We start from the raw sequence: 25,189 nt of genomic DNA, 5'->3' as shown, positions 1-25,189 counted from the left end.
CCTCCGCGCCCTCCGCGCCTCGCCCTCACCATGCGCCCTCGATCCGGACACCGCCGCCGCGCGCCGTCGCTTGCGGGACCACCCGGACGCCCCCTCGCTCCGGCGCGGGCGCCCACCAGAACGACGAGAGCGCCGCCGCGCCGACCACGCCGCTCGCGACGACGCTCACCAGCGCGACCAGGCCCAGGGCGTCGCGGGAACGGATCGCGTCCTCTAGCTCGGGGCACCGCGCATCGTCGACCGAAGCCCGCTCGTGGCACGCACGCTCCCCACCCGTGGCGAGCAGCTCCTCGCGCAGCGACTCGGCCTCGCCGTCCTTCACCGCCGACCCGATCGCGAACCCCGCGCCGACCAGGACGCCCGCCGACGCAAGCGCGAGCCCCCCGACCCGGATCGCCGGCCCTATCGCCGTCCCCCCGGCCGCCGGCCCCGGCGCGGCCGCCGCGGCGCGGGGCGCAACCGCCGGCTGCGCCGGCCGCGGCGCCGGCGGCTTCTCCTTGAGGGCCAGGCCGAGCGGCAGCTTGTCCCCGCGCTGCGCCTCGAAGCGACCCACGCCGTCCTCATGGCCTTGCAGCGTCGCCCGCGCCTCGTGGCTGCCGGGCTCGACATAAACGACGTACGTGACGAACCCTTGGCCCACGCGCCGACCGTCCATGAACAGCTCGGCCTCGGGCTTGCCGACCACGATCGCGACCTCGACGACCTCCTGCGCGGCCTGCTGGAGCGCTCCCCGGAGCCGCGCGCTCGCGCCGGACGCGAGCGCGTCCCCCCCTTCGAGCGCCCGGCGCAGGTGCTCCGCGGCGTCCCGGTACCGGCGCAGCGAGAGCTCCAGGAGCCCCAGCTCCCCGGCCCAGCGCGGGTCGCCAGTCGACTCCCACGCCGTCCGATAGGCCGCCGCCGCGTCGTCCCATCGCCCGGCGCGCCGCGCCTGCTCCGCACGGCGGAGCGTCTCCGCGAGGGGCGCGGCGGACGTCGCAGCAGGAGACACGGCCGACGGCGAAGCCGCAGAGGGCGAGACCCCCGGGGGCGCAGCCGCCGACGGAGCGCCCTCCGCCCCCGTCCCGGGCGACCGCGGCACGTCGGCGATTGCGCCGCGGCTCCAGCCCGAGACGCACAACAAGAGCGCAATCCCCCAGCACCTGGTCCCGCGCATGCGCGCCGACCCTAGTCAGCCCGCCAATCGCCGGCAAGCGCGCCCTCCGGCGCTGAACGATGAAAAAATTCTGATGGCCAACGAGACGGCTCCCCGTAATGCAGCGGCGGCACGGCCAATTGCTCACGCCTTCCCCATCGGCTCAGCGCCCGGGGAAGCTCGCCGGAGCGCAAGGCTCACCCACGAGGCTCCGCCGGCAGATCGAGGCCGCAGGAACGATTTCGGGCACCATCAGGTAACCTGCGGTTAATGGATCGGGCATGGAGACAAAGGACCCGCCCGCTGTGCCCGGAGCGACGCCGCCCGCCTGGGACGCCCTCGTCCGCGAGCACCTCGGCTACCTGCGGAATCGCGTCCTATCGGAGCGGATCCCGGAGGCCGACAGGGAGGATGTGCTCCAGGAGGTGCTGCACAGCATCTCGCGGGCCCTTCCCACCTTCGATCCGGCCCGGGGCGAGCTGCGCGCCTGGCTGAAGGCCATCGTCCACAACCACGCCTCCAACTACCGGCGCCGCGCCAGCCGGCGGCGCGAGCAGCCGTGGCCGGACGAGCCGCTGGAGATCGCCGACGCGGCGCCGAGCTCCGAGGAGCGCCGGATGGAGGCCGAGCGGCGGCAGCTCCTGTCGACGCTGCTCCTCGATCTGCCGCCCGAGCGCCGCCAGGCCGTGATTGCCCACGAGCTCGACGAGGCCGGAATCGGGCACGTCGCAGCGCTGCTCTCGATACCCGCCACGACCGCGAAGAGCCGTGTTCGCCACGGACTCGCGGACCTCAAGGCGGCGGCGCGCCGCTGGCAGGCGCGACGCCAGCGCCGCCTCGCCGTCCTGCTGGCGATCCATGGGGCCGGCCCGGAGAAGCGTGCCAGCCGCGCCGCGTCGTGGCGGCTCCTGCTCCAACCCGTGCGGCGCGGGCTCCGTCGCGCAGTGTCCGGCGCGAGGACGCCGCGGGCGCGAGCGGTCGCTCACGCCTTTGCATCGCTCGCGGCAAGCGCCTGGAGCGTTCTCCTGACCGCAGGGCTCCTCATGGCCGGACACGGCCTCCGGCACGGCGGGATCCACCCCGGCGGCGCAGCGACACAGGACGCCTCTTCCACCGCCGGAGCACACGCGTCTTCCACGGTGGAGCCTGCAGCGCACGCCGGCGAGCTCTCGTATTCACCCGCCGACGACAAGACACCTTCATCAGGAGAGAAAGGGGCATCGAACGGCGGCGACACCGTACCCGCGCGCCATCGGCACACCTCCCGGTCGCCGCGGCGCTGGCCCGGCGCGCAGGGCGATGAGCAGGAGCACCGGAGGATGGCGGCCGCCGCGCGCGCCATCGGGGACGACGCGCTGGCGCACGCGCTGCTGGCGGGCGCCATCACGACCTCTGCCGCGTCGCTCCCGCGCCTGACCGCGACGTGGCCGCCGCTTCCCCCGCGCCCGTGACACGCGTTCGGTGAATCGGCGAATCGCCGGATCGATGGGTCGATGAACCGTTCAATCGGCGCAAAGAGCGCCTCTCCACATCGCCACGCGTCATCACCGGCATCGGTGGCAGACGGCGCCCACACGGGCTGACTCGACCGGCAGCAGCGATGTCGGCCTGCAGCCCATCGGCGCGGTAACCGCGCGGGTGCGCGATGGCTTCGATAGCTCCTCGACGTGTCTTGCTGAGATCCTGGTATGCAGACCCGACGCCGCACGAGCTCCGATGTGCACAAGCGCAGCGCGCCCGGACGCCGCCTCCCCTCGTTCGCGAAGAACCCCGCCGTCCGCCTCCCTGTCGAGCGCATCGTCGCCGAGCGTGGCTGGATCGCCGCGCTCGTCACGGGCAGCGGCGTGCCGCGCCGCGATCGTGACGACCTGGTCCAGGCCGTGCTCATGGCCGCCTGGATGGCTGTCGAGGCGGGCAGGTACCGCCCGGACCCGTCGGTGAACCCGACACGAGCGCTCCGCGCCTGGCTGCAGGGCATCACCTGGCGAAAAGTGAGCCATTACCGCGAGCGCGCCTGCGTGCGCCAGGAGGTTCCGGTGGCCGATCCATGGAGCGCTTGGCCGGAGCCGCGGGACGACGAGCTCCTCGTCGACGCGCGCGAGCGCCTCCTCGCCGTGCGCCTCGCGATATCCAAGCTGCCGCGGCGCGACCGTGCGGCGCTCGCCCTCGCCGCGGTCGGCCATGGCACCCGCGACATCGCGCGCAGGCTCCGCATGCCGGCCTCGATGGCGGTGCAGCAGCTAGGCGGAGCGCGAAGGAGGCTGCGGGGTCTCCTTGAACGGTAGCGTCCGACGACTGGCGAGCAGCACACACTGGACTACACCCCACCAGCATCACCACGCGGCAACGCGCACGCTTTCGTCCATTTCAACCAAGCGTTCGGGCGTGCGCGAGCGGAAGATGGACGCATCGAGCGGCGAGCGCCGCTCGAAGCACCACGGTGAACATCGTGGTGTTCACCCCGTTCCCATGGAGGGAAGCGCCTATGCTTGGATGGTTGGGATTTCTCGCGGGCAGCGCCTTCGGCGCGTACGACATCGCCTCGGTCGAGGTCACACGACCGCATCCATCGCTGGAGAGGGTGGTCTACGAAGTGGACGCCGGGGACAGCCCTCTCGATCGATTCTCGATCATCCACGTGAGCAAGCGCGGGGCCGGCCGCGGCTGCGGCGAGCCCGTGATCCTCTTCAGCCCCTTCACATTTCCGGGCGAATTCTACGAGATCAGCGAGACCGGGAGGTATGCGAAGTCCGCGGCCGGCGAGCTCGCCATGGCCGGCCACGACGTCTGGCTCGTCGACCAGCGGAGGACCGAGCTCCCGCCCGGCGCGTGCGAGTCCGGCGCCGCCGATTGCAGCGTGATGGCCGACTGGGACTTCGACACCCTCTCGAACGACGGGCTCTTCGCGCTCTCCCTCGTGCGCTCGCAGAACCCCGGCGCGCGGCCCGTCATCGGAGGATTCTCCGCGGGCGCCAACACGGCCATGGCGCTCGTCAATCGCGCGCCCCGCGCCTTCTCGGGCGTGTTCCTCTACGAGGGCACCTTCTACACCGAGGATCCGGAGATCGCCGCGCACAACGACGCGATCTGCAGCAACCTCGAGGGGGCGCTCGCCGCGGGCTCGACCTACGATCCCAGCATCGCCGTCCTCGGGCTCGCGTTGCGCGGCGCCGCCGCCGATCCTCAGGGCGCGTTTCCTCTGCCCATCTTCCCCCCGGGCACGACCAACCAGCTCGCCATGCTGCTCGTCTTCGGCGCCCCGCCCCCTCCGGGCGCGCTCGCCCCGACTCCGTCGTTCATCCGCGCCGTCGCCGATTTCGAGACCCAGAGCCTCGTCTATAGCGACCAGTCCCGGCTCGAGCTCGTAGGCCCCCTCTTCGACAATTACGGCTCCCTCGCCGCCGTCCGCGATCTCGCGTGCGGGCTCTCGGGGCGCGACGCGAGCCACACGTCGAACCTCTCCGCCTTCCGCGGCGATGTGCTCATCTACGTCGAGGGCACCGGCTTCGGCCCGGCCATGTTCGACACCGCAGGCCTCTTCGATCGCGCCGCGTCCGTCACCATCGATCACAACCCCGAGCTCGGCGAAGCGGACGTGTACTTCAACGTCCACTGGAAACAGACCTTCCTTGGGCCCTTCATGCGCTGGCTTCTCCAGAAGATCTAGGACGCATTCCGATCAAGGGCGCCCGATTTCCAAAAAAAAATAATCGTCGGTTTTCCGCCGTTCTCGCGCCCATGGCACCTCGACATCCCGGAGCCAGAGGGATACACGCGGCCGAGGCATGCAGGCCTCGACGACGCCCATCACGTCGATCTCCGCGAGCGACGTGAGCTGGCTGCTCGCCACGACGGAAGCGGGCAGCCAGCTGCTCTCCGGCGCGGATCTCTTCACCTTGGCGTTCGCGCTCTGCGCGAAGCGGCGCTGAGGACGACTAGCCAGCGGGCGCGTCGAGCACGGGGAACTCCTTCACGGAGCGGCCGCCCGCCTGCTCGACCGTCAATTCGCTCTCCACGTAGAGGACCTGGAGCCTGCTCGGCCCGAGGTTCTGGACGAAGACGACGTTGCCGTTGGGCTGGTAGGTGTCGGTGTGGCCCGTCTGGATGACGACGTCGGTCCAGACGCCGACGTTGAGAATGGTGATGTTGTAGGTGGTCGCGCCGCCTCCGGGGTTGCCGGTGTTGTAGACGTGCATCGTCCCGGGGATGGGGCCGAGCTTGTAGATGACCTGATTGGGCGGGATATTGACGACGGCCATGGTTGTCTCCTGTCTTGTATCAAGGCACGACGAACAGGTCGTGCCGGTGCAACACGCGATGGCAATGAATAGCAACGTCGATGCCAGGACATCGTCCTTCAGGGGCTCCGGACGACGAGCAGGGGGAGGATGTCCGCGCCGGCCGGCACGGCCATGGCCCAGGGCTCGGAGCCCCAGCTCCACCCCGCGTTGATCTCGAACGCGAGCCGGCGGGCGCTCTCTTGGCCCAGCTCCACGAGCACGCCTGGCCCCGGCGACGTGGTGGCCGGGTCGCCGGGGCGGAGGCTCGACGCCGCGAAGACGAGGAGCACCGTCTCCATGGGATAGAAGACCTGGCGGGTCTTGCCATAGAGCGGAAAGGAGGCGATCGGCGCGGCGGTCTCGCCGAGGCGCTGCGCGATGCCACAGGTGAACGGCGTCGACGTGTCGTTCTGAATCGAAATGGCGTTCGCCGGTCCCCCGAGGAGCACGACGCCGGTCCCCGTCGGCTCCTGCACGTACAGCACCTGTCCGGGCTCGATGTCGTACGAGGCCGAGGCGTCCACCCGGGCCGACGGCAGGAGCGTGCGGGTCGCGGTGTAGGCCCGATGAAGCGCCGCCCACGACAGGGTCGTGGTGAGGGAGTAGGTCCTCGATTGGAACCACACGAGCGGCACGCCGGCGGCGTCCTCTGCGCCCACCGCTTTGAAGGCGTACAGCGACATCTCGGAGGCGGCGAGCGCGCTCGCTGTCTCGGCGCTCATGGAGACGATCAGCCGTCTCTCGGTCGGCGCTGAGGTTGAAATGGGCGGAGCGGCGTCGTCGATGCGCGCGGCCGCCGATGTCGCCGCACCTGACCGCTCGCCGGGCGTCCTGAGACCCGTGCCGCACGTGAGGGAGAGCAACGACGCGGCGACGAGCGCGGCCTGTCCACGAAGAGGTCGTCGCATGAGGCCTCCTTGTCGCGTCGCGCTCGTCGACCGACCACGGAGGGCGGACCGGCAGCCGGTCCGCCCCGCGGGCGCCACGTCAGGCCTGGATCAAGCCGCCATTGCTGCGGGAGGCGTGGCGCGCCGCCGGCTCCGGCGCGTGGACGCTTTGCGTCGCGAGGATCCTTCGGTTCAGGCCGGCGGACGACTGGAGCAGGAGCGGCGCGAGGTTGGCGCCCGCGGGGACGAGCTGCACGTCCGGGTTGCCGCTGGAATTCCAGCCTGTGTTGATGTCGAAGCTCAACGAGACCTCGGACTCGGTGGAGAGGTTGATCAGGGCGGCCTGGCTGAACGCCTGGAAGATGACCGTCCCCGTGTTCACCGCCGTCGTGGCGAACTCCAGCAAGACGAGCTGGATGGGCGCGAACACATCCAGCATGTTGCCGTAGAGCGGGAAGGCGCAGAGAGGCGTCGCCACCGCGCTGCCGTTCACCGACTGCACCTGCGAGATGCCGCAGACCATCTGCGTCGTGGTCTGGTTCGCGATCGAGAGCGCGTTCTGCGTTCCACCGGTCACGACGGTGCCCGTGCCCGCCGGGCTCGTGACCTGGAGGATGTCGCTGGTGTTCATGTCGTAGGACGCGCTCGCCTTGATCTTGCCGCCGGGGATGATGGCGCTCTGCGAGGTGTACCCCTGATACTGCTCCTCCCACGAGATGGTGGTATCCAGGGAGAAGTTCTTGGTCTGGAACCACACGAGCGGCGCGCCGCCCTGGATGCTCGTCTGCACCCCCTTGAATCCATACAGATAAAATCCGCCCGACTCCAGGGCGTTGAAGGTGTTCTGGTCCATAGCAATGTCGATCTGATAGGGCGTGGCCATGGCGGTGCTCTCCTCTCCGAGAATCCTTGTGCATTCGCCTGGACCCTCCGGCGCCGCGCATCGACGCAGGTCATGGGATCCGGGCGATGCTGCGTCCAGAATTGCAACCAGAATGCCAATCAAAAACATGGCCTCACGGACGCGCGACCGGAAGGGAGGGCAACAACTTGCCCGGCGGCCCCGCCCCTGCCGGCAACACTTTGCCCAGGGCAACAACTTGCCCTCGCCCCGAGACAACCATTGACGGCGCACGTGGGGAGGGCGACGTCGGCGCTTGAATGAACGCAGCCGCGCTCCCCGAGCGGCCCGGCCCCTACCGAATCAAGAGCGCCCTCGGTCAGGGGGCATGGGCGTCAGGGCCGTGAGCGCCGGGGTGGGGGTGTGCGCGGCAGCGCGCGGGGGGCGCGCTGGAGCACCGAACGAGGTGCCATAAGGTCCCAGCCAGCTCCACGTCCCAGGCGCGCCTTGTGTGGCGCGCGACGAAACGTCTCAGAGGGCAAGGCCCGAAGTGAGACATGCCGGGCGGTGTTTCATGCGCAAGCTCCCCCGCCCCCGTCTTGGCGGATGGCCAGCGCCCCCCGCGCGCTGCCGCGCACACCCCCACCCCGGCGCGTGCCCCCCGGCTCCCCCGTCACTCACTCGTCCCGGGACCAGGGCATCAACCCGGTCGCCAGGCACTTCACCGCCGCCGCCAGCTCGATCGGCTCGATCGGCTTGGGCACGTGCATCTGGTAGCCGGCCGCGAGCGCCCGCACCCGGTCCTCGGTCCGCGCGTACGGCGTCAGCGCCAGCGCCGGCGTGCGCCCCACCTTGCGCGGCAGCAGATCCCGCACCCGCCGGATCAGCGAGTAGCCGTCCTCCCCCGGCATCCCGATGTCGACGACGAGCAGCGCCGGCTCCGACGTCTCCAGCAGCTTCAGCGCCTCGTTGCTCGACGTCGCCGTGCTGACCTCGGCCCCGCAGCGCCGCAGCACCGCCGAGAGCATCGCCAGCGTATCCGGATCGTCGTCCGCGATGAGCACCCTCACCCCGGTCAGCCGCGGGAACGGGTTGCGCGGATCCGGCGCGATGCCCGCGTTCGTGAGCGCCGTCGCGGTCGCGCCCGTCGAGAGCGGCAGCTGCACCGTGCACGTCGTCCCGCGCCCGGGGCCGGGGCTCGTCACGCGCACCATGCCGCTGTGCAGGCCGACGATGTGCCGCACGATCGACAGGCCCAGCCCGAGCCCCCCGTGCCGGCGCGCGCCGCTGTTGTCCTCCTGCCGGAAGCGCTCGAAGACGTGCGGGAGCGAGTCCGCCGAGATGCCCTCGCCGTCGTCGATCACCTTGACCTCGGCGAAGCGCTCGTCCTGCGAGAGCTGCACCTGCACGAGCCCGCCGGGGCGCGCGAACTTCACCGCGTTCGAGAGCAGGTGCCACACGACCTGCTGCAGCCGGGCAGGGTCGCCCTCGACGAAGACGCCCTCGGGATCGAGCCTCGTCTCGATCGCCACGCCCTTGCCCGCGGCCGACGGGAGGATCGACTCGACCGCCGTCTGCACCGGCAGCGTCAGCTCCACCGCGAGCCGCTCGATCTTCAGCGTGCCCGTCACGACCTGCGACGCGTCGAGCAGTTCGTCGATCAGCGTCACCTGGTGCTCGGCGTTGCGCTCGACCGCCGACAGCGCCCGCGTCTCGGCGACCCGATCGAGCGAGCCCGCCTGCATCATCCTCGCCCAGCCGAGGATCGCGTTGAGCGGCGTCCGCAGCTCGTGCGACACCGTCCCGAGGAACTCGTCCTTCAGCCGGTTCGCGTCCTGCACCTCGCGGTACAGGCGCGCGTTGTCGAGCGCGAGCGCGGCCCGGTGCGCCACCTCCTCCGCGAAGGCCACGTCGGACCGCTCGAAGAACCGGCCCGACTCCGACGACACGAGCGAGATCGCGCCGAGGATGCGCCCGCGCGCCCGGAGCGCCACAACGAGGTACGAGAGCGGCGCGAGCGTCCGGTTGGCCGTGGCCTCCTCGCTCGTCATCGCCTCGTGCAGCAGCACGTCCCCGCGGACGTCCGCGTAGAGCTCCGACCGGCCCGTGCGCAGCACGCGCGCCACCGGGCCCGGCTCGCCGTCGACCCGGCTCGGGTGGAAGTACCGGAGCAGCGGCTCCTTCAGCGGGCTCACGTGCGCGGCCGCGACGTGGCGCAGGCCGAGGCCGTCGTCGATGTCGACGAGGCAGAAATCGGCGAGCACCGGCAGGACGAGCCGCGCGAGCGACTGGAGCGTGGCCGTGAAGTCCAGCGACGCGGCCAGCGCCGTGCTGAGCTCGGCCAGGAACGCGAACCGCCGCGCCGCCTCCTCGGCCTCGGCCCGCGCCGCCTGCACCCGGATCAGCCGGGCGCGCTCCTCCTCGGCCCGCTTGCGATCGGTGATGTCGCGGTGGATGCCGACGAGGAACAGCGGGCGACCCTCCTGGTCGTGGACCGCGTACGCCGTGATCTCGATCGGCACCTCGGAGCCGTCGCGCCGCACGCACGGGACCTCGCCGACGAAGGTGCGCGCGTCCTCGATCTGCTGGAGGATCCGGGCCGTGCTCTCCTCGCGGACGTCCTCGCGGTGGAGGAGCGCCATGCTCTTGCCGACGATCTCCTCGGACAGGTAGCCGAAGATCGACTCGGCCTCGCCCATCCAGTACCGGATGTTGCCCTCGACGTCCGTGACGAGAATGGCCTCGGGCATCTGCTTCAGCACCTCGTGCGAGAGGTGCATGGCCTCCTCCGTCTGCAGCGCGGAGAGGCGCGCCCGCTCGAGCGCCTGCGCGCTCTGCTGGACCAGCGCGAGCATGAACGCCCGATCGTCCTCGGTGAACGACTGCGGCGCCGAGAAGCCGAACCCGACGGCGCCGAGCACGCGCCCCTCGAGGAAGAGCGGGATCGCGGCGTACGCGCGCTCGCCCGTCGCGACGCAGCACGACGCGAAGCCCGGCTCGAACTCGCCGAAGCGCCCCTCGGACTCGAGGAAGATCGGCTGCCGCTCCCGGACCGCGCGCGCGAGCGGCAGCTCCGCGCCGAGGTCGAAGCTCTTGAAGCGCGCGATCTGCGCCTCGAGGTAGCCCGTCGAGCGCACCGTCTCGAGCTCGCCGCCGAGCCCGGCGCGCAGCGCCACCACGCCGGTCATCGCCCCGGCGGCCGCGACGACGTCGCTCGCGAGCACGCGGAGCACCGCGGGCGGCGTGATCGCGTCGGACAGCGCGGCCGTCACCGCGAAGAGCCACGCGGCCCGGTCCGCGCTCCGCTCCGCGGCGTGGCGCGCCTCCTCCGCCTTCCGGTAGAGGTAGGCGTTGTCGAGCGCCAGCGCCACGCGGTGCGCGAGCTCGGCCGCGAGCACGAGATCGTCCGCGGAGTAGATGCGGTTCGACTCCGAGACGCCGAACGACAGCACGCCGAGCTTGCGGCCGCGCGCGATGAGCGGCACCGCCATCGCCGACCGCGTGCCGAGCTGCTCCAGCGCGGCGGCGCGCTCGGCGGCCTCGTCGCTCTTGTCGCGATCGAGCTCGTGCAAGAGCTCGGACTCGCCGCTGTGCAGCACCTTGGCGATGCCGAGGCGCTCCTCGGCGTCGGGCGAGATCGCGCGCAGGAGCCCCTCGCGCTCGGGGTTCACGTGCTTCGCGGCGACGCGGCAGAACCGCCGCCGCGTCGCGCCCGCCTGGCCCGCGCGATCGGAGCCCGCCGGGTCGGAGTCCGCGGCGCGATGGCGCCGGGCCGCGTAGATGCCCGCCACGGGCGCCGGGTCGATCCCGTCCGGCCCGGCCACGAACGTGGAACCGCCGTCCGACGACGGCGGCGGCGGCGGCACGGAGCCGACAAGGCCCATGGCGTCCGCGGCGCCACGCTCGATGAGATCGACCGTGCACCAGTCCGCCAGGTAGGGCACCGACAGACGCGCGAGCCGCTCGAGGATCGTATGAGGGTCAAGCGATCCGGTGAGCTGCTCGCTCGCGTCCGCCAGGAACATCAGCTCATTATGGATCGCCCCTCCGCGGGGCGGCTTCAGGACCTGCCACATCATGGCGGTCTCGCTAGGGTTGCCTTCACGCTCCATGGGGTCGCCGGCGGCCCGCATCGTAGCGAGGGCCGATCGCAGAAGCCAGCGGCGCAGGAAAGAGCGCGGCGCCTAACCGTCTGCGGCGAGCCGCGCGCGGGCGCGGCGGACGAGCGCCTGGACGGCGCGGTGCGATTCGTCGCGCACCTCGCCGACGTCCTGGCCTACCGTGGCGATGGGCGCGCCGACCTCGAGCGCCACCGGGATACGTCGCGCACGGCTCACCCGGGCCATGTGCGCCGTGAACGACTCGTCGACGTAGGAGGACTCGGCGCCGCCGTACACGAGCCCCACAGGGACGATCTCCGCGCCGACGCGGCATGCCGCGGTGAAGCCGCCCGCGCGGAACGGCCGCACCTCATCTCCGGAGAACGTGGTCCCTTCGGGGTAGACCATCACACCACGGCCGCCCTTGAGCGCGGAGGACATCGCCTGGACGACCGCAGAGCCGCTGCGCTTGCTGGAACGGTCCACGAAGAGCGTTCCGACGCGGCGCGCCGCCATGCCGATGACCGGCCATCCAGCGAGGTCGGCCCGGCTCACGACCGTGGCCTCGAAGAAGGCGAGCGTGATCATGATGTCGAGCGCGGAGCGGTGGTTCATCACGAACAGCCGGCCGAGCCCGGCGGCGTCACGCCCAGGGCAGTACCCGGCGCCCTCCGGATCCGCCGCGCCGGCGGCCCGCCCCGCCGCGAGCTCGCCCTGGAAGAGGCCGCCCGCACGCACGTCGAGCCCGTAGAGCTTCAGGAGCGCGCGCCCATACCGGCGCATCCATGTGTGGAGGACCACTTCGCGGTCGGCCGCGGGCGAGATCGCGGTGTCGACCTCGAGCAGGCCGTACATGCCGAAGGTGAGGCCGACGAAGCCGGCCGTGCGGAGAGGGAAGCGGAGGGCGTCGAGGGGACGAGCGCTGACCATGCGTCGGATGTCCTGCCCGCTCGGGGCGATGGTGGAACCAGGGCTTGAGCGAGGCGGAGGCGCCGGGCGCGCCCCGGCTCGCGCGGCGAGAGCGCCTGCCGGCGGCACCCTATTTCACGCTTGCGCTCGGAGAAAGCCCCGTCACCCGCCCGTGGCGGGAGCTCCGTCGAGCAGCCGCTTCAGCACGTCGTTCACGACGGCCGGGTTCGCGCTGCCCCCCGTCTTCTTCATGATCTGGCCCACGAAGAAGCCGAACAGCGCGGTCTTGCCGGCGCGGTACGCCGCCGCCTGCTTCTCGTTCGCGGCGATGACCGACGCGGCGACCGCCTCGATCGCGCCCGCGTCGCTCATCACGGCCATGCCCTTGTCGCGGACGATGTCGCCGGGCGCCCGGTCCGTGCCGGCCATCTCCGTGTACACCTCCTTGGCCTGCTTGCCGCTGATCGCGCCCTCGTCCACGAGGCGGAGCAGCGCGGCCACCTGGCCGGGGGCGACAGGGAACGTCGCGGAGAGCCCCGTCGTCCGGGTGTCGCGCAGCACCTCGCCCTGGACGAAGTTCGCGACCTTCACGGCGTCGCCGTGGAGGCGCGCGGCCTCCTCGAAGAACGCGGCGATCTGCGGGTGGCCGGTCAGGACCGACGCCGCATACGGGGTGAGGCCGAGCGACTCGGTGAAGCGGCGCCGCTTCTCGACCGGCGGCTCCGGGAGCGCGCCGCGCACGTCGGCGAGGAACGCCTCGTCCACGACGAGCGGCGGCAGATCCGGCTCGGGGAAGTAGCGGTAGCCGGACTCGTTCTCCTTGTCGCGGAGGAGGTACGTCTCCTTCTTCTCGGCGTTGTACCCGCGGGTCTGCTGCCGGACGCGGCCGCCCTGCTCGATGAGCGCGATCTGCCGCCGGATCTCGAGGTCGATCGCCTCGGCGACGAAGCGGAACGAGTTGATGTTCTTGAGCTCCGTCCGCGTGCCGAGCTTCGTCTCCCCCACCTTGCGGACCGAGACGTTGGCGTCGCAGCGGAAGCTGCCCTGCTCGAGGTTGCCGTCGTTCACGCCGATGAACATCAGGATCTCGCGCAGCCGCTTCAGGTACTCGGCCGCCTCCACGCCCGAGCGGAGGTCGGGCTCACCGACGATCTCGATGAGCGGCGTGCCGGCGCGGTTGAGATCGACGACCGACAGGCCGCCGATGCCGTGGACGTTCTTGCCGGCGTCCTCCTCCATGTGGACGCGCGTGATCCCCGCCCGCGTCTTGCCCGCCTCGGTCTCGATCTCGAGCTGGCCGCGCAGGGCGAGCGGCCGATCGAACTGGCTGATCTGGAAGCCCTTCGGCAGGTCGGGGTAGAAGTAGTTCTTCCTCGCGAAGACGCTGCTCTCCTGCACGGCGCAGCCGAGCGCGAGCGCCGCGCTCACCGCCATCCGGACCGCCTCGCGGTTCAGGACCGGGAGCGCCCCCGGGAGACCGAGGCAGACCGGGCACGTGTGCGTGTTCGGCGGATCGCCGAAGCTGGTCGCGCAGCCACAGAACGCCTTGGTCCGGGTGAGGAGCTGCGCGTGGACCTCGAGCCCGATGACCGCCTCGAAGGAGCCGTACGTCGTCGCCATGACCCGCCCTTCTAGCAGAACCTCGGCCGGACGAGAGGCGAGATGCCCGGGCTCCACCGCCCGGCAGGCAACGACACGGCCTACCGGGGGGGGATGACCGGCTCAGTGATCCGCGTGGTCGCGCGAGAGGCCGGGGTGCGTCGGGTCGCCGGGCTCGTGGCGCGTGTTCGCCGTCAGCCGCGAGCCCGTGCGATCGGAGAGGCTCATGAGCAGATCGCGCCGGTAGATGAACTGCTCGCGCGAGTCGTAGGGCACCGCGTGGAGGCCGGTGTCCATCCGGATGGCGTCGACGGGGCACGCCTCGACGCAGAAGCCGCAGAAGACGCAGCGGAGCTCGTCGATGACGAAGCTGCTCGGGTACCGCTCGTAGCCCTTCCGCCGATCGCCGTCGGGGTACTCGGCCGGCTCGATCGCGATGCACTGCGCCGGGCACGCCGTCGAGCAGCAGAGGCACGCGACGCAGCGGGGCGAGTTGTCCTCGCGCAGCGTGAGCCGGTGGATGCCCCGGAAGCGCTCCGGGTAGGGGCGCTTCTCCTCGGGGTAGCTGATCGTCGTGACGCCCGGCTCCAGCGCGTGCAGCACCGGGTCGGGCTTCTGGCCGAGCACCATCTCCTTCGTGTTCTTGAAGAAGTGCTTCATCGTGATCCCCAGGCCCTTGACCATCTCGGGGATGTAGGCCTGGACGTCGGCGCTCCGCGTCGGGCGCGGGATGGGCTTGCCGGCGACCGGCCTTCCGGCCGGCTTCGTCCACGTGGTGCTGGGGGTAGCTCTCGCCATGAGATCCTCCTCTACGCCTGCTGCGGCGACGCCTTGGTGCCCCCCGCCGCGGCCGCGAACCGGGACGAGGTGGAGTTGACGGTGCGCTGGCGCTCGACCGGCTCGAGCAGGCCGGCGATCAGCGCCACGACCGCCGCGAACCCGCCCAGGGCGACGACCGCGTGGGTGACGTCGGCCGCGACCTGGAGACCGCCGACGAGCCCCGCGGGCGCCGAGTCGACGGCCAGCACGACGATGCCCGTGACCATCATGTTGACGATCGTGAGCGGCAGGAGCTTCGTCCACCCGAGCCGCATCACCTGGTCGTAACGGAAGCGCGGCAGCGTCCAGCGGAAGAAGACCTGCACCCACGCCATGAGGATCGTCTTGCCGAAGAACGCCAGCACATAGGTCAGGCTCACGGCGAAGTGGGTCATCTTGTACTGGAAGAGCGTCGCGTCGCCGAAGGCGATGTTGATGCCATCGCGGTCCAGGAACGGCAGGTGGTAGCCGCCGAAGAAGAGCGTGACGAGGAGCGCGCTCGACGTGATGAGCTCCACGTACTCGCCCGTCATGAACATGCCGAACTTCATCCCGGAGTACTCGACGAAGTAGCCGGCGACGATCTCGCTCTCGCCCTCGGGCTGATCGAACGGGATGCGCTTCGTCTCGGCCGCGAGGGCCGCGAGGAACAGGATGAACGCGAGCGGCTGGACGAAGATCCCCCACGTGTGCTCGGCCTGCCACTGCACCATGTCGCCGAGCCGGACGCTGCCGTAGATGATGAAGAGGCCGACGACGCTGAGGCCCATCGCGACCTCGTAGCTGACCATCTGGCTCGCGGCGCGCAGGCCGCCGAGCAGCGAGAACTTGTTATCGCTCGCCCAGCCGGCGAGCGCGGCGCCGATGATGCCGGTGCCCGCCATCGCGAAGATGTAGAGGATGCCGACGTTGAGGTCCGCGACCTGGAGGTTCACGACGTGGCCGCCGCACGTGAACGCCTGGTCGACCGTCCGCTTGAGCAGCGGGAGGTCCCCGAAGCCGAAGACCCCGTCGCCGTTGTCCTCGAAGCAGAGCTTGTCGCCGAACGGGATGACCGCGAACGTCACGAGCGCCGGGAACATCGCGAGCAGCGGCGCGAGCGAGTGGAGGAGCCGGTCGGCGTTCTTCGGGATGAAGTCCTCCTTCCAGATCATCTTGATGGCGTCGGCCGCGGCGTGGAGCGTGCCGAGGAGCCGCAGCGGGATCTTGCCCTCGGGCACGCGCAGCGCGGCGTACGCGCCCGTGACGAGCAGCAGCGCGCCGAGCAGCACGCACGCGATCCGCGCGACGACGGGCGCCGCCGAGAGCGGGACCGCCTGCGTCAGGAAGAAGACCGCGACGTGGGCCATGACGCCCCCGTAGAAGATGTTGCGGGGCTCGACGCGGGCGAGCGCCTCTTCCGCCGGGTTGATCGGGCCGCCGCTGCGGGCCGACGCGCAGAACACGATCAGCCCGAGCCAGGCCACGGCCACCGCGAACTGCGCGGCGGCCACCATCGTCTCGGCCGCGGCCGGCGCGGACGCCGCGCGCGTCGCCGTGAACACGGACAGCGCCGCGAGCAGCGCCGGGGGGAAGAACACGATGCCCCGCACGACCAGGGACGGCAGGTAGACGACCGCCCGGTTCGGGCCGACGCGGTCCTGCACCATCGCGCCCTGGCGCCGGTCGGCCCAGGTGGCGATCGCCGCCATGTTCAGCAGGAACAGGACGACGATGAGGATCTTGACGATCGCGAGAACGAGCTCGACGCTGGTCATGCCGTGGCCTCCGTCTTCTTCGGCTCGACCCGCGCGCCGTCGGCGATGGCGGGCGCAGCGCCGAGCGCCGCGGTGGGAACGGCTGCCCCGGCTGCTCCACCAAGCGCCGCGCCGGGCGGCATCGCGCGGCGGAGCTCGGCCAGGGTCTTCCACCCGGTCTCGTACCCGAGCGCGCGCCCGAGCCGGCCGATGAGCTCCCAGGCCGGGCGCGCGTCGCCGTGCGGGAGCAGCGCTCGCTCGCTCCGCTGCGCCAGGCCCTTGCCGTTCACGTACGTCCCCTCGGCCTCGGCCCAGGAGCACGCTGGCAGGGCGACGCGCGCGGCCTTCGCGAGCGGCCCCTCGTGGGCGGCGATCGTCACCACCCCCTTCAGCCGCGAGAACGCCCGCTGCGCCTCGCCCGCGTCTACCTCGAGGTCCGACCCGAGGGCGACCACGTACGCGTAGTGCCCGGACGCGATCCCCTGGATCAGCTCCGCGACCGGGCGCGGCGGGGTCGCCGCCGCGATCTGCACGGCGCCGCGGGTGTTCGGGTTCTTGTCCTCGCTGATGAGGATGTCGTCGCCCTGCCCGAGCGGCTTGCCCGACACGAAGAAGTCGGTCGCGCCGAGGTACGTCGTGGCGAGGTGGTAGAGCGCGAAGTTGTCCTCGTTCGAGTGCTGCGCCGACAGGACGATCGCGACCTTCTGCGGGTCGTCGCCGTGGCCGGCGAGCTGCTCCTTGGCCGCGGCGAGCGCGTCGTCGACGCTCGCGTCGTCGTTGCCGACGAGCGCCGTGAGCAGCCGCCCGTCGACCGCGTGCCGGTACGAGAGCATGCCCTCGTCGCACATCCAGTACGTGTTGACCGCCATGTTCTCGCGGGGGCGGTGCCGGTACGGCGTGTTGTTGCGCGGATCGTAGTCGAGGTAGGCGTTGCAGCCCGTCGCGCAGCCCTGGCAGACGGTCCGGGCGCTGCGGAGGAACCAGACGCGCGCCTTGAACCGGAAGTCGCGCGACGTGAGCGCGCCGACCGGGCAGACGTGCTCGGTCATGAGCGTGTAGTTGTGGTCGAGCTCGCGCCCCGGCGAGACCGTGATCTCCCCGAGGTTGCCGCGCTCGCGGACGGAGAGCACCGGATCCCGGGCGAGCTCGTTGCAGACGCGGATACACCGCGTGCAGACGATGCAGCGCTCGGCGTCGTACACGATGGTCGGGCCGAAGGTGACCGCCTTCGGCTTGTGCACCGGCTCCTGCCGCATCCGCTTGCCCTTGCGCTGGTGCTCCAGCCAGTAGTCCTGGAGACGGCACTCGCCGGCCTGGTCGCAGATCGGGCAGTCGACCGGGTGGTTCAGCAGCAAAAGCTCCTGCACCGCCGAGCGCGCCTCGGCCACGTGGTCGCTGTTGTCGGACAGCACCTCCATGCCGTTCGCGCAGGCCATCTGGCAGGACGGCTGGAGCTTCGGCTTCGCCGCCGGCACGTAGTCCTGCTTCGCCGCGTCCCAGCGGAGGATGTCGAGGCTCATCGCCGGCCGCCCCGGCGGCGGCAGCACCTCGACCAGGCACATCCGGCAGTTGGCGGCGACGCTGAGGCCCGGGTGCCAGCAGTAATGGGGGATGTCGATCCCGGCGCGGTGCGCCGCGCGGATGATCGTGTCACCGCTCTCGAAGGGGATCTCCCTTCCGTCGATCTTGATCGTAGGCATCGTGCTCTCGATTCCCGGCGGGGCCGCGGAGGGCCCTTGCTTTCCTAAGTCGATGACGGGAGCGCTCCTCGCGCCGTCGCTAGTGGTCGCACTCCCCGCCGATCATGTTGAGGGAGCCGAAGGTCGGCACGACGTCGGGGATCATCAGCCCGGTGATGAGCTGGGAGAGCCCCTGCGTCGTGGCGAAGCACGGCGGGCGGATGCGCACGCGGTACGGCGTGCCGCTGCCGTCGGACACGAGGTAGAAGCCGAGCTCGCCGTTGCCGGCCTCGGTGTACGAGTAACACTCGCCCGCGGGCACCTTGATGCCCTCCATGACGATCTTGAAGTGCTGGATGGTCGCCTCGATGGTCGTGTAGACCTCCTCCTTCGGCGGCAGCACGATGCGCGGATCGTCGATGTTGACAGGCCCCTCGTCGGGCATCTGCTCGAGCGCCTGCTCGATGATCCTCCCCGCCTGGCGGATCTCCTCCTGGCGGCACATGAACCGGTCGTAGTTGTCGCCCCGCGTGCCGACCGGCACGTCGAAGTCGAAGCGGTCGTAGACCATGTACGGGTTCGCCCGGCGCACGTCGTAGGGCACGCCGGTCGCCCGGAGCACGATGCCGGTCCAGCCGAGCGCGAGCGCGTCCTCCTGCGAGATCTGCCCGACGCCGTCGAGGCGATCGAGGAAGATGCGGTTCTTGAGGATGAGCTTCTCGGCGTCGTTGATGAGCGCGAGCACGCGCGCGAGGCCCACGCGGACCATCGCCTTGAAGTCGGCCGTGGGCGGCCGCGCCATGCCGCCGACGCGGCCGAAGCTGTGCGTCAGGCGCGCCCCCGTCTCCTCCTCGAAGATCTCCCAGAAGATCTCGCGCGCGCGGCACAGGTAGAGGAACGGCGTGAAGGCGCCGAGCTCCATGGCCATGGCGCCGCTGCAGATCATGTGATCGCAGATGCGCGCCATCTCGCCGAGGATCACGCGGTAGTACTGGCAGCGCTCGGGGACCGTGACGCCGAGCATCTTCTCGACCGCCAGCGCGAAGCCGACGTTGTTGAGCATCGGCGAGACGTAGTTGAGCCGGTCGACGTACGGGAAGACCTGCGACCACGTGCCGCGCTCGCACATCTTCTCGAAGCCACGGTGCAGGTAGCCGATCTGCACGTCGGCCTTGTTGATCGTCTCACCGGACAGCTCGAGCACGATGCGCACCGTGCCGTGCATCGCCGGGTGGGACGGCCCCATGTTGAGGAGCATCGGCTCGCTCGGTAGGTCGAGCTCCGCCTCGTCCAGCTCGCGATCCAGGGGTTCCATGGGTCAGCTCCGCTCCTCCAGCGCGCCCGCGCGCTTGCCGTTGCTCACGGCCTCGTCTCCGTCGATCGACGCCCCGGGGCCGCTCAGCGCGAAGTCGTGCGACTGGCGGCCGAAGCTCATGCCCTCGTCGGGGCCGAACGGCGGCAGCTTGCCGGTGTTCGGCACGTCCCGGAAGGGGATGAGCGGCTGGATGCGGTTGGCCGGATAGTCCTTGCGTAGGGGGTGCCCCTCGAACTCCGGGTACATCAGGATGCGCCGGAGATCCGGGTGCCCCTTGAAGACGATGCCGAGCAGGTCGTAGCACTCGCGCTCGAACCAGTTCGCGCCCTTCCACACCGGGACGATCGAGTCGATCTCGGCGCCGTTGCCCTCCTCGTCGCCTACGCGCGCCTTGATCCGGACGCGGTGGTTGCGCTCGAGCGAGCGCAGGTGGCAGACCACCTCGAAGCGGGGCACGTCGCCGCGCCACAGGTAGTCGACCGCGGTCAGGTCGACGAACATGTTCATCAGGGTCCGCGGGTCGTTGCGGAGGAACAGGGCGGCGTCGCGCCACACGGCGGGATCGAGCACCGCCGTGTCGTCGCCGAACTGCGAGTGCGTCTCCAGGACGGCGCCCGGGAACTGCGCCGTGAGGAGCTCTAGGACCTTCTTGCTCATCGCAGGCTCCGCTCCTTGCGCTGGAGGGTGACGAGGTGCTCCGTCGTCTGCGCCGGGTCCTCGCGCGGCTTGACGATCGCCGGCGTGCGATCGCCGCGCGCGATCTTGTCCTGGAGCAGCATGAGGCCGTCGAGCACCGCCTCGGGGCGCGGCGGACAGCCGGGCACGTAGACGTCGCAGGGGATGATCTTGTCGATGCCGGCGAGGGTCGTGTAGTTGTCGTAGAAGCCGCCGCACGAGGCGCACGTGCCGAAGGCGAGCACCCACTTCGGGTCCGCCATCTGCTCGTAGATGCGCTTGAGCGCGGGTGCCTGGCGCTGGCTGATGGTCCCCACCACCCAGAGCAGGTCGGCCTGGCGCGGCGAGAAGCGCGGCACCTCGGCGCCGAACCGCGCCATGTCGAAGCGCGGGCTCGCCATCGCCATGTACTCCATGCCGCAGCAGGCCGTCACGAACGGGTACTGGAACAGCGAGTACTTCTTCGCCCAGTTCAGCAGCGCGTCCACGCGCGTGGTCGCGAAGCCGTGCTCGGAGCCCTCCATCACCCGCGTCGAGGGCCCACCGGCCTTCACTTCTCCCATTCCAGAGCTCCCTTCTTCCACACGTACACGAGCGCCACGACGAGCAGCGCGACGAACGAGCTCATCGTCGCGAGGCCCGTCCACCCGAGGGTGCGGAACTGGACCGACCACGGGTAGATGAGCACCGCCTCGATGTCGAACACGACAAAGAGGATCGCCGTCAGGTAGAACTTCACGCTCGGCTTGACGAACCGCCCGCCCGTCGAGTCGCTGCCGCACTCGTACGGGATCATCTTCTCGGGCGTCGGGTTCCTCGGGCCGAGCAGCGACGTCAGCGTGAACATCGCGAGCGCGATGATCGCGGCGACGAGAAACAGCAGGAACAGGGGGATGTAGGTGGCCATCGAGAGAGCACTCCTACGCGTCGACCCCTGGAGGGGTCGACCATCTCGCCGAGGCGCGCGGCGTCTCGGGGCGAGACCTCGGGGCCCACGGCCCCGAACCATGCAGTCCAAAAAGGTGAGAGCGACGCGGCGATGCTGCCTGAAGCAGCAAAAATCCGAGCGATCCCGGCTTAATCCGCGCCGGATCTAGTCGGCCGCCGCGGGGGTGTCAATGGAGGCGGTCGGTCAACCGGCGGGCAACCGGAGGGCCGCAATTCTAGGAGCGGTTCGCGGCCAGGACCAGCCCTCGCCACGCGGTGAGCGCCGTCCCCAGGCTGGCCTCGATCTCCCGGATCTCCTCCACCATGTCGGCGTCCGCCACGCCCACGCTCCGCGCTTCGCGGACACAGGCGAGGGCGGCGACGAACTTCTTGCGCTGCACGAACGCCCGCGCGAGCAGCGGCCAGAGCTGCTTCGGCGGGGCCCCGAGGTTGGCGGCGCGCCGGAGGGGGCCGATGGCCTCGCCGGCCCGCCCGTCTTCGAGCATGGCCTCGCCCAGCCGGCGGAAGATGTCGCCGGCCGCGGCCCCGTCGTGCGCATACTGGACGGCGAGGCGCATGACCTCCTCGCCCTGGTGCTCCTCGCCGAGCTTGACGCACGCGGTGCCGAGGAGGCCGAGGCCCTTGGCGATCAGGCTGCGGGCGTCCGGCGTGAGCATCTGCCCCTCGGGCGTGCGCAGGAAGATCGCGAGCGGGGCCGGCCAGGTGCCGAGCAGCTGGATCACCTTCGGGAAGTCGCCGCGCTGCGAGGCGACCTCGGCCTCGGCGACCTTCGTGAGATCGATGGCGGAGCGCGCGCCGGCCGAGGCGCGCTCGAGCTCGTCCCGCACGTGCGAGCGGATGCGGGCGCGGAACTCGTTGAGCTCGTGGGTCTCCTCGATGCCGTCGCGCAGGAGGAGGAGGCGCGAGGTCTTCCCCTCGACGGCGAGCTTGCGGAGGCTGTAGCCGTAGAGCGGGGCGAGCAGCAGGTAGCGGACGCCGATGTGGAGCTGGATGCCCTCGAGGTCGGTGTCCCGCTCGGGCGCGGGCGGCGTCGTGTCCTCTGTGAGGAGGGCGCCGACGAGGCGGTGGCGGAAGTCCGCGAGCGTGAGCCGCTGGACGTCGCCGTCGATGTCCTCCTCGCCCGGCGGCGCGATAACGAAGTCGACCAGGGTGTTGTCCGGGTTGCGGCGGTCGACGGTGAGCGCCGTGATCCGGGCGCCCGTAATCATCGAGAAGGCAAAGAACGCCTCGCCCACGATCTCGCAGAGCGCCTGGAAGCTGCCGATGCCGTCGCCTATGCGCTCGAACCAGCCGTCGGTCCGAACGGCATCGAGGGAGAACACGCGTTCCTTTGGCATGGTTCGACCCGGATCACAGGGGCGCGTCCCGGACGACGGGCGCAAGTCCCAAGGGGGCCGAGACTCGCACGGGCGGGCGCCGCTCTCAAGAAAACTCCTAGGGCGTGCGCGTCGACAGCGTCGACACGTCGCCCGCGTCGCTCACCGACGAGAGCGCTGGCCGCCTTCCATGGCTCCCTATCGTTCCATGCCGCTCCACCTGCCCCCACGCGCGCCGATCCGCGCCTCCCTCCCCGGCCCGTGCCCCCGGCCCCCGGCCGGGCCCGCCGCGGCGGCCGACCCGCCACAGCGGCCCGTGCCGCCCCGCTCGCCCCGGCCGGCGGGTCACCGAGCGGGGCCCGCCCCGCTCAAGGGACAGCGGCGATGTTGAGGGTGAGGTTGCCGGAGGAGGAACGCCGGCTGTCGCCGATGATCGTGATCACCTGCCCTTCGGTGAGGGTCACGGTCACGCGCGAGCTGGCCATGACCGCGTTGTCGTTGCACGCGAGCTCGGGGCCGGAGCAGCTGTCGCCGTCGTGCACGTGAAGGACGGTGTCGAAGTTCGACGACAGCGTGTCGATGACGTAGGTCCCGTCCGCCGGCGCGGTGAAGCGATAGACCCTGTCGTTGCCGCTCGACGCGACGCAGCTCGGCGTGCCCGAGTTCGGCTGGAACAAGGTGGAGCCGCTCGTCGTCTGCGGGACCGTCGAGCCGAGATCGACGGGGTTCCCGCAGATGCCGTTCTCCTGGAACAGGCTGATGTTGAGCTCGAACTCGCCCGCGGCCTGAGGTTTGGCGCTGGCGCCATCGACCACGACGACGGTCTCTTGCCCCGCGGCGAGCGGCACCACGATCCGCGACTGGACGCCCGTGGCGTTGTCGTTGCAGCCGAGCACCGCGCCGCCGCACGTGCCGGCGTGCACGTGGACGAGCGTGTCGAAGCTCGATCCGAACGTATCGAAGACGTACAATCCGTCGGCCGGCGCCGTGAAGCTGTACGCCCTGTCTTCGCCGCCGGGCACGCCGCACGGCGCGCTCACGTAGTCGCCGGCGCCGGCGGTCGTCCCCGACACGGTCTGCGGGACGACCGACGCCAGCGCCTTCTCCGGGCACGGGGGGCCCGGGGTGCCGCTCACGTTGAGCGTGTACGCGCCGTGCTTCCCGGACGCGCCGTCCACGACCACATACGCCGTCTGCCCCTGCGCGAGGGGCGTGGACACCCGCGATTGGGACGACAAGCCCTCCGCGTCGTCGCTGCACCCCAGCAAGGCGCCCGTGCAGCTGCCGGCGTGAACGTGGAGCACCGTGTCGAAGGTCGAGCCGAGCGTATCGAACGTGTACCGGCCGGCGATGGGCGCCGTGAAGCTGTAGCTGATCTCGGGGGAATTGCCCGTGGCGCACTCCGACGGGGGCTGGAGGACGCCGTCGAGGCCTGACGTGTGGCCCGTGACCGTCTGCGGGTAGGTGGAGCCGAGATCCACCATGGGGCACGCGGGCGGAGCCCACGCGTCGACGTTCAGCTTATAGGGCCCACGCGCGCCCTCGAAGCCGTCGATGACCGCCACGACCTTCTGGCCGGCGTCGAGCTCCACCGTGGCGCGCGACTGCGACCCTTCTCGCGAGTCGTCGGAGCAGGTGAGCACGTCGCCATCACACGCGCCGTCGTGCAGCTCCAGGATCGTATTGAACGCGGAGCCGAAGGTATCGAATACATACGTCCCGGCCGCCGGCGCCGTGAAGATGTAGCTCGCGTCGGGGCTGTCCGCGCCTCCGCAACTCGGCCTGATCGCGTCGCCGGAGTGCTCGGTGTTGCCGGTGACGGTCGTCGGGAGCGCAGCGTCGATCGCCCACCCAGGGCACTTCGGCGGATCGGCCTTCGCCATGTTGAGCGTGAAATCGCCTTCCCCTCCGTCGAAGCCGGTCACGACGATGAGGACCTGCTGGCCCGCCTCGAGGACCGCGCGGACCCTCGATTGGGCGACCCCGGTGGCAATGTCATCGTTGCAGGCGAGCTGAGCGCAGGTGGTCGCCCCCAGCACCCCGATGGCCGTATCGAAGGTGGACCCGACGGTGTCCAGCGTGTATGTCCCCGCCACGGAAGGCGTGAAGCGATAGACCCGCTCCGACGAGCCGGCGGCCACGCACGCGAGATCGTAGTTCGTCTCGCCGCTGAGGGTGGTCCCCGTGATCGTCTGCGGGAACGTGTTGCTGAGCTCGTCATACGTCCCGAGGACGCAGGTGCAGGTGCCTGCCTGGCATAACGCCCCTCGCTCGCACGCGACGCCGCAGGCGCCGCAGTGGAGCTGGCTCGTCTGCAGATCGGCGCACGCGCCATCACACGCCGCGAGACCGGCGGGGCAGGTGCAGACGCCGTCGACGCACAGCTGGGCAGGCGCGCAGCTGGACTCACACTCGCCGCAGTTGCGCCTGTCGCTCCGCACATCCACGCAGGCGCCCTCGCACTCCGTGAGGTCGCCCGCGCACGCGCAGGAGCCGTCCGCGCAGACGCGCCCCTCCGCGCACGCGACGTCGCAATCGCCGCAGTTCCGCAGGTCGGTCTCGAGGTTCACGCATTCGCCCGAGCAGTCGGTCTGGCCTTCTCCGCACCCCTCCCCGCCCCCGACGCCGGTCCCTATACCGCCGCCGCCGCCCTCGCCGCCGCCGCCCTCGCTGCAGCGGCCCTTCACGCAGAGCTGCCCCGCCTCGCACGCGTCGCCGCACGCGCCGCAGTGCTCGGCGTTCGCCTGGAGCTCGACGCACTCTCCATTGCACCGCGACAGCCCCTCGGCGCACTCGCTCGACGCGCTGGGGCTCTCCGCGCAGGACGCCGCGAGGACGACCCCCGCAGCCAGGAGCAGCGCGGCGGACGACAGGGCGGGCCTGAGGCGCAATCCGGATCTGTTCATAGCCATCCTTGAGGGGGTGCGTGGCCGATCGAGGCGAGCGAATAACG

The 25,189-nt window shown here is 70.9% G+C and carries 20 protein-coding genes; 4 read left to right on the top strand and 16 right to left on the bottom strand.

The genetic code is table 11. The annotated features are described in order from the left end of the window. Positions 1-25: 25 nt before the first annotated feature. Positions 26-988, bottom strand: coding sequence for a hypothetical protein (locus WMF46_RS02850; protein ID WP_437984180.1), 963 nt, complete (start codon positions 986-988; stop codon positions 26-28). 425 nt (positions 989-1,413) lie between these two features. Between WMF46_RS02850 and WMF46_RS02845 the strand changes: the two genes are divergently transcribed. From WMF46_RS02845 to WMF46_RS02830, 4 genes are all read left to right on the top strand, one after another. Continuing rightward, a complete protein-coding gene (locus tag WMF46_RS02845) occupies positions 1,414-2,583 on the top strand; it encodes a sigma-70 family RNA polymerase sigma factor (RefSeq protein ID WP_437984179.1) in 1,170 nt (389 codons plus the stop codon). A 237-nt stretch (positions 2,584-2,820) separates the two neighbouring features. Continuing rightward, positions 2,821-3,417, top strand: coding sequence for an RNA polymerase sigma factor (locus WMF46_RS02840; protein WP_437984178.1), 597 nt, complete (start codon positions 2,821-2,823; stop codon positions 3,415-3,417). Positions 3,418-3,629: 212 nt separating this feature from the next. Then, complete coding sequence (locus tag WMF46_RS02835; RefSeq protein WP_437984177.1) at positions 3,630-4,799, top strand: hypothetical protein; 1,170 nt, start codon at positions 3,630-3,632, stop codon at positions 4,797-4,799. A 118-nt stretch (positions 4,800-4,917) separates the two neighbouring features. Next, positions 4,918-5,061, top strand: a complete 144-nt coding sequence (locus WMF46_RS02830; protein ID WP_437984176.1) for a hypothetical protein — start codon at positions 4,918-4,920, stop codon at positions 5,059-5,061. A gap of 6 nt (positions 5,062-5,067) precedes the next feature. On the opposite strand, the gene WMF46_RS02825 is transcribed toward WMF46_RS02830, so the two are convergent. From WMF46_RS02825 to WMF46_RS02755, 15 genes are all read right to left on the bottom strand, one after another. After that, a complete protein-coding gene (locus WMF46_RS02825; RefSeq protein WP_272097631.1) occupies positions 5,068-5,391 on the bottom strand; it encodes a hypothetical protein in 324 nt (107 codons plus the stop codon). A 98-nt stretch (positions 5,392-5,489) separates the two neighbouring features. Then, positions 5,490-6,320 carry a hypothetical protein gene (locus tag WMF46_RS02820; RefSeq protein ID WP_437984175.1) on the bottom strand — a complete coding sequence of 277 codons (831 nt, stop codon included), beginning with the start codon at positions 6,318-6,320 and terminating at the stop codon, positions 5,490-5,492. 79 nt (positions 6,321-6,399) lie between these two features. Further along, complete coding sequence (locus WMF46_RS02815) at positions 6,400-7,182, bottom strand: hypothetical protein (protein WP_437984174.1); 783 nt, start codon at positions 7,180-7,182, stop codon at positions 6,400-6,402. A 635-nt stretch (positions 7,183-7,817) separates the two neighbouring features. Continuing rightward, positions 7,818-11,219, bottom strand: coding sequence for a GAF domain-containing protein (locus tag WMF46_RS02810; RefSeq protein WP_437984173.1), 3,402 nt, complete (start codon positions 11,217-11,219; stop codon positions 7,818-7,820). A gap of 105 nt (positions 11,220-11,324) precedes the next feature. Further along, positions 11,325-12,170 (bottom strand): lysophospholipid acyltransferase family protein, encoded by an 846-nt coding sequence (locus WMF46_RS02805; protein WP_437549283.1) that lies wholly within the window; start codon positions 12,168-12,170, stop codon positions 11,325-11,327. Between the two features lie 141 nt (positions 12,171-12,311). Next, the gene (gene gatB / locus WMF46_RS02800) at positions 12,312-13,769 is read right to left on the bottom strand and encodes an Asp-tRNA(Asn)/Glu-tRNA(Gln) amidotransferase subunit GatB (RefSeq protein ID WP_437984172.1); all 1,458 of its coding nucleotides are present in this window, start codon (positions 13,767-13,769) and stop codon (positions 12,312-12,314) included. A gap of 102 nt (positions 13,770-13,871) precedes the next feature. Beyond that, positions 13,872-14,546 (bottom strand): NuoI/complex I 23 kDa subunit family protein, encoded by a 675-nt coding sequence (locus tag WMF46_RS02795; protein ID WP_437984171.1) that lies wholly within the window; start codon positions 14,544-14,546, stop codon positions 13,872-13,874. A gap of 11 nt (positions 14,547-14,557) precedes the next feature. Further along, the gene (locus WMF46_RS02790; RefSeq protein WP_437984170.1) at positions 14,558-16,324 is read right to left on the bottom strand and encodes a complex I subunit 1/NuoH family protein; all 1,767 of its coding nucleotides are present in this window, start codon (positions 16,322-16,324) and stop codon (positions 14,558-14,560) included. Beyond that, positions 16,321-18,003: a 2Fe-2S iron-sulfur cluster-binding protein gene (locus tag WMF46_RS02785; protein WP_437984169.1), complete on the bottom strand. Its 1,683-nt coding sequence runs from the start codon at positions 18,001-18,003 to the stop codon at positions 16,321-16,323. Before WMF46_RS02785 ends, WMF46_RS02790 begins: the two co-directional genes overlap by 4 nt. A gap of 79 nt (positions 18,004-18,082) precedes the next feature. Then, positions 18,083-19,297 (bottom strand): NADH-quinone oxidoreductase subunit D, encoded by a 1,215-nt coding sequence (locus WMF46_RS02780; RefSeq protein WP_437984168.1) that lies wholly within the window; start codon positions 19,295-19,297, stop codon positions 18,083-18,085. A gap of 3 nt (positions 19,298-19,300) precedes the next feature. Then, complete coding sequence (locus tag WMF46_RS02775) at positions 19,301-19,954, bottom strand: NADH-quinone oxidoreductase subunit C (protein WP_437984167.1); 654 nt, start codon at positions 19,952-19,954, stop codon at positions 19,301-19,303. After that, the gene (locus WMF46_RS02770; protein WP_437987842.1) at positions 19,951-20,496 is read right to left on the bottom strand and encodes an NADH-quinone oxidoreductase subunit B; all 546 of its coding nucleotides are present in this window, start codon (positions 20,494-20,496) and stop codon (positions 19,951-19,953) included. Before WMF46_RS02770 ends, WMF46_RS02775 begins: the two co-directional genes overlap by 4 nt. Before the next feature lie 26 nt (positions 20,497-20,522). Further along, positions 20,523-20,879: an NADH-quinone oxidoreductase subunit A gene (locus WMF46_RS02765; RefSeq protein WP_437297602.1), complete on the bottom strand. Its 357-nt coding sequence runs from the start codon at positions 20,877-20,879 to the stop codon at positions 20,523-20,525. Positions 20,880-21,135: 256 nt separating this feature from the next. Further along, positions 21,136-22,242: a hypothetical protein gene (locus tag WMF46_RS02760; protein WP_437984166.1), complete on the bottom strand. Its 1,107-nt coding sequence runs from the start codon at positions 22,240-22,242 to the stop codon at positions 21,136-21,138. Positions 22,243-22,604: 362 nt separating this feature from the next. Next, positions 22,605-25,142, bottom strand: a complete 2,538-nt coding sequence (locus WMF46_RS02755; protein ID WP_437984165.1) for an MXAN_6577-like cysteine-rich protein — start codon at positions 25,140-25,142, stop codon at positions 22,605-22,607. Positions 25,143-25,189: the final 47 nt, after the last annotated feature.

This window comes from Sorangium sp. So ce117 (genome assembly GCF_051524395.1).
Classification (GTDB): domain Bacteria; phylum Myxococcota_A; class Polyangia; order Polyangiales; family Polyangiaceae; genus Sorangium; species Sorangium cellulosum_B.
Note: the sequence above shows the minus strand (reverse complement) of the source record. Positions and strands in the feature narration are given on the sequence as shown.

What these genes read in the sequence shown, in the direction of transcription:
- WMF46_RS02840 (WP_437984178.1), top strand. Translation starts at nt 2,821, where the DNA reads ATGCAGACCCGACGCCGCACGAGCTCCGATGTGCACAAGCGCAGCGCG.
- WMF46_RS02810 (WP_437984173.1), bottom strand. Translation starts at nt 11,219, where the DNA reads ATGATGTGGCAGGTCCTGAAGCCGCCCCGCGGAGGGGCGATCCATAAT.
- WMF46_RS02785 (WP_437984169.1), bottom strand. Translation starts at nt 18,003, where the DNA reads ATGCCTACGATCAAGATCGACGGAAGGGAGATCCCCTTCGAGAGCGGT.
- WMF46_RS02830 (WP_437984176.1), top strand. Translation starts at nt 4,918, where the DNA reads ATGCAGGCCTCGACGACGCCCATCACGTCGATCTCCGCGAGCGACGTG.
- WMF46_RS02780 (WP_437984168.1), bottom strand. Translation starts at nt 19,297, where the DNA reads ATGGAACCCCTGGATCGCGAGCTGGACGAGGCGGAGCTCGACCTACCG.
- WMF46_RS02845 (WP_437984179.1), top strand. Translation starts at nt 1,414, where the DNA reads ATGGAGACAAAGGACCCGCCCGCTGTGCCCGGAGCGACGCCGCCCGCC.
- WMF46_RS02790 (WP_437984170.1), bottom strand. Translation starts at nt 16,324, where the DNA reads ATGACCAGCGTCGAGCTCGTTCTCGCGATCGTCAAGATCCTCATCGTC.
- WMF46_RS02805 (WP_437549283.1), bottom strand. Translation starts at nt 12,170, where the DNA reads ATGGTCAGCGCTCGTCCCCTCGACGCCCTCCGCTTCCCTCTCCGCACG.
- WMF46_RS02775 (WP_437984167.1), bottom strand. Translation starts at nt 19,954, where the DNA reads ATGAGCAAGAAGGTCCTAGAGCTCCTCACGGCGCAGTTCCCGGGCGCC.
- WMF46_RS02765 (WP_437297602.1), bottom strand. Translation starts at nt 20,879, where the DNA reads ATGGCCACCTACATCCCCCTGTTCCTGCTGTTTCTCGTCGCCGCGATC.
- WMF46_RS02770 (WP_437987842.1), bottom strand. Translation starts at nt 20,496, where the DNA reads ATGGAGGGCTCCGAGCACGGCTTCGCGACCACGCGCGTGGACGCGCTG.
- gatB (WP_437984172.1), bottom strand. Translation starts at nt 13,769, where the DNA reads ATGGCGACGACGTACGGCTCCTTCGAGGCGGTCATCGGGCTCGAGGTC.
- WMF46_RS02815 (WP_437984174.1), bottom strand. Translation starts at nt 7,182, where the DNA reads ATGGCCACGCCCTATCAGATCGACATTGCTATGGACCAGAACACCTTC.
- WMF46_RS02795 (WP_437984171.1), bottom strand. Translation starts at nt 14,546, where the DNA reads ATGGCGAGAGCTACCCCCAGCACCACGTGGACGAAGCCGGCCGGAAGG.
- WMF46_RS02755 (WP_437984165.1), bottom strand. Translation starts at nt 25,142, where the DNA reads ATGAACAGATCCGGATTGCGCCTCAGGCCCGCCCTGTCGTCCGCCGCG.
- WMF46_RS02825 (WP_272097631.1), bottom strand. Translation starts at nt 5,391, where the DNA reads ATGGCCGTCGTCAATATCCCGCCCAATCAGGTCATCTACAAGCTCGGC.
- WMF46_RS02820 (WP_437984175.1), bottom strand. Translation starts at nt 6,320, where the DNA reads ATGCGACGACCTCTTCGTGGACAGGCCGCGCTCGTCGCCGCGTCGTTG.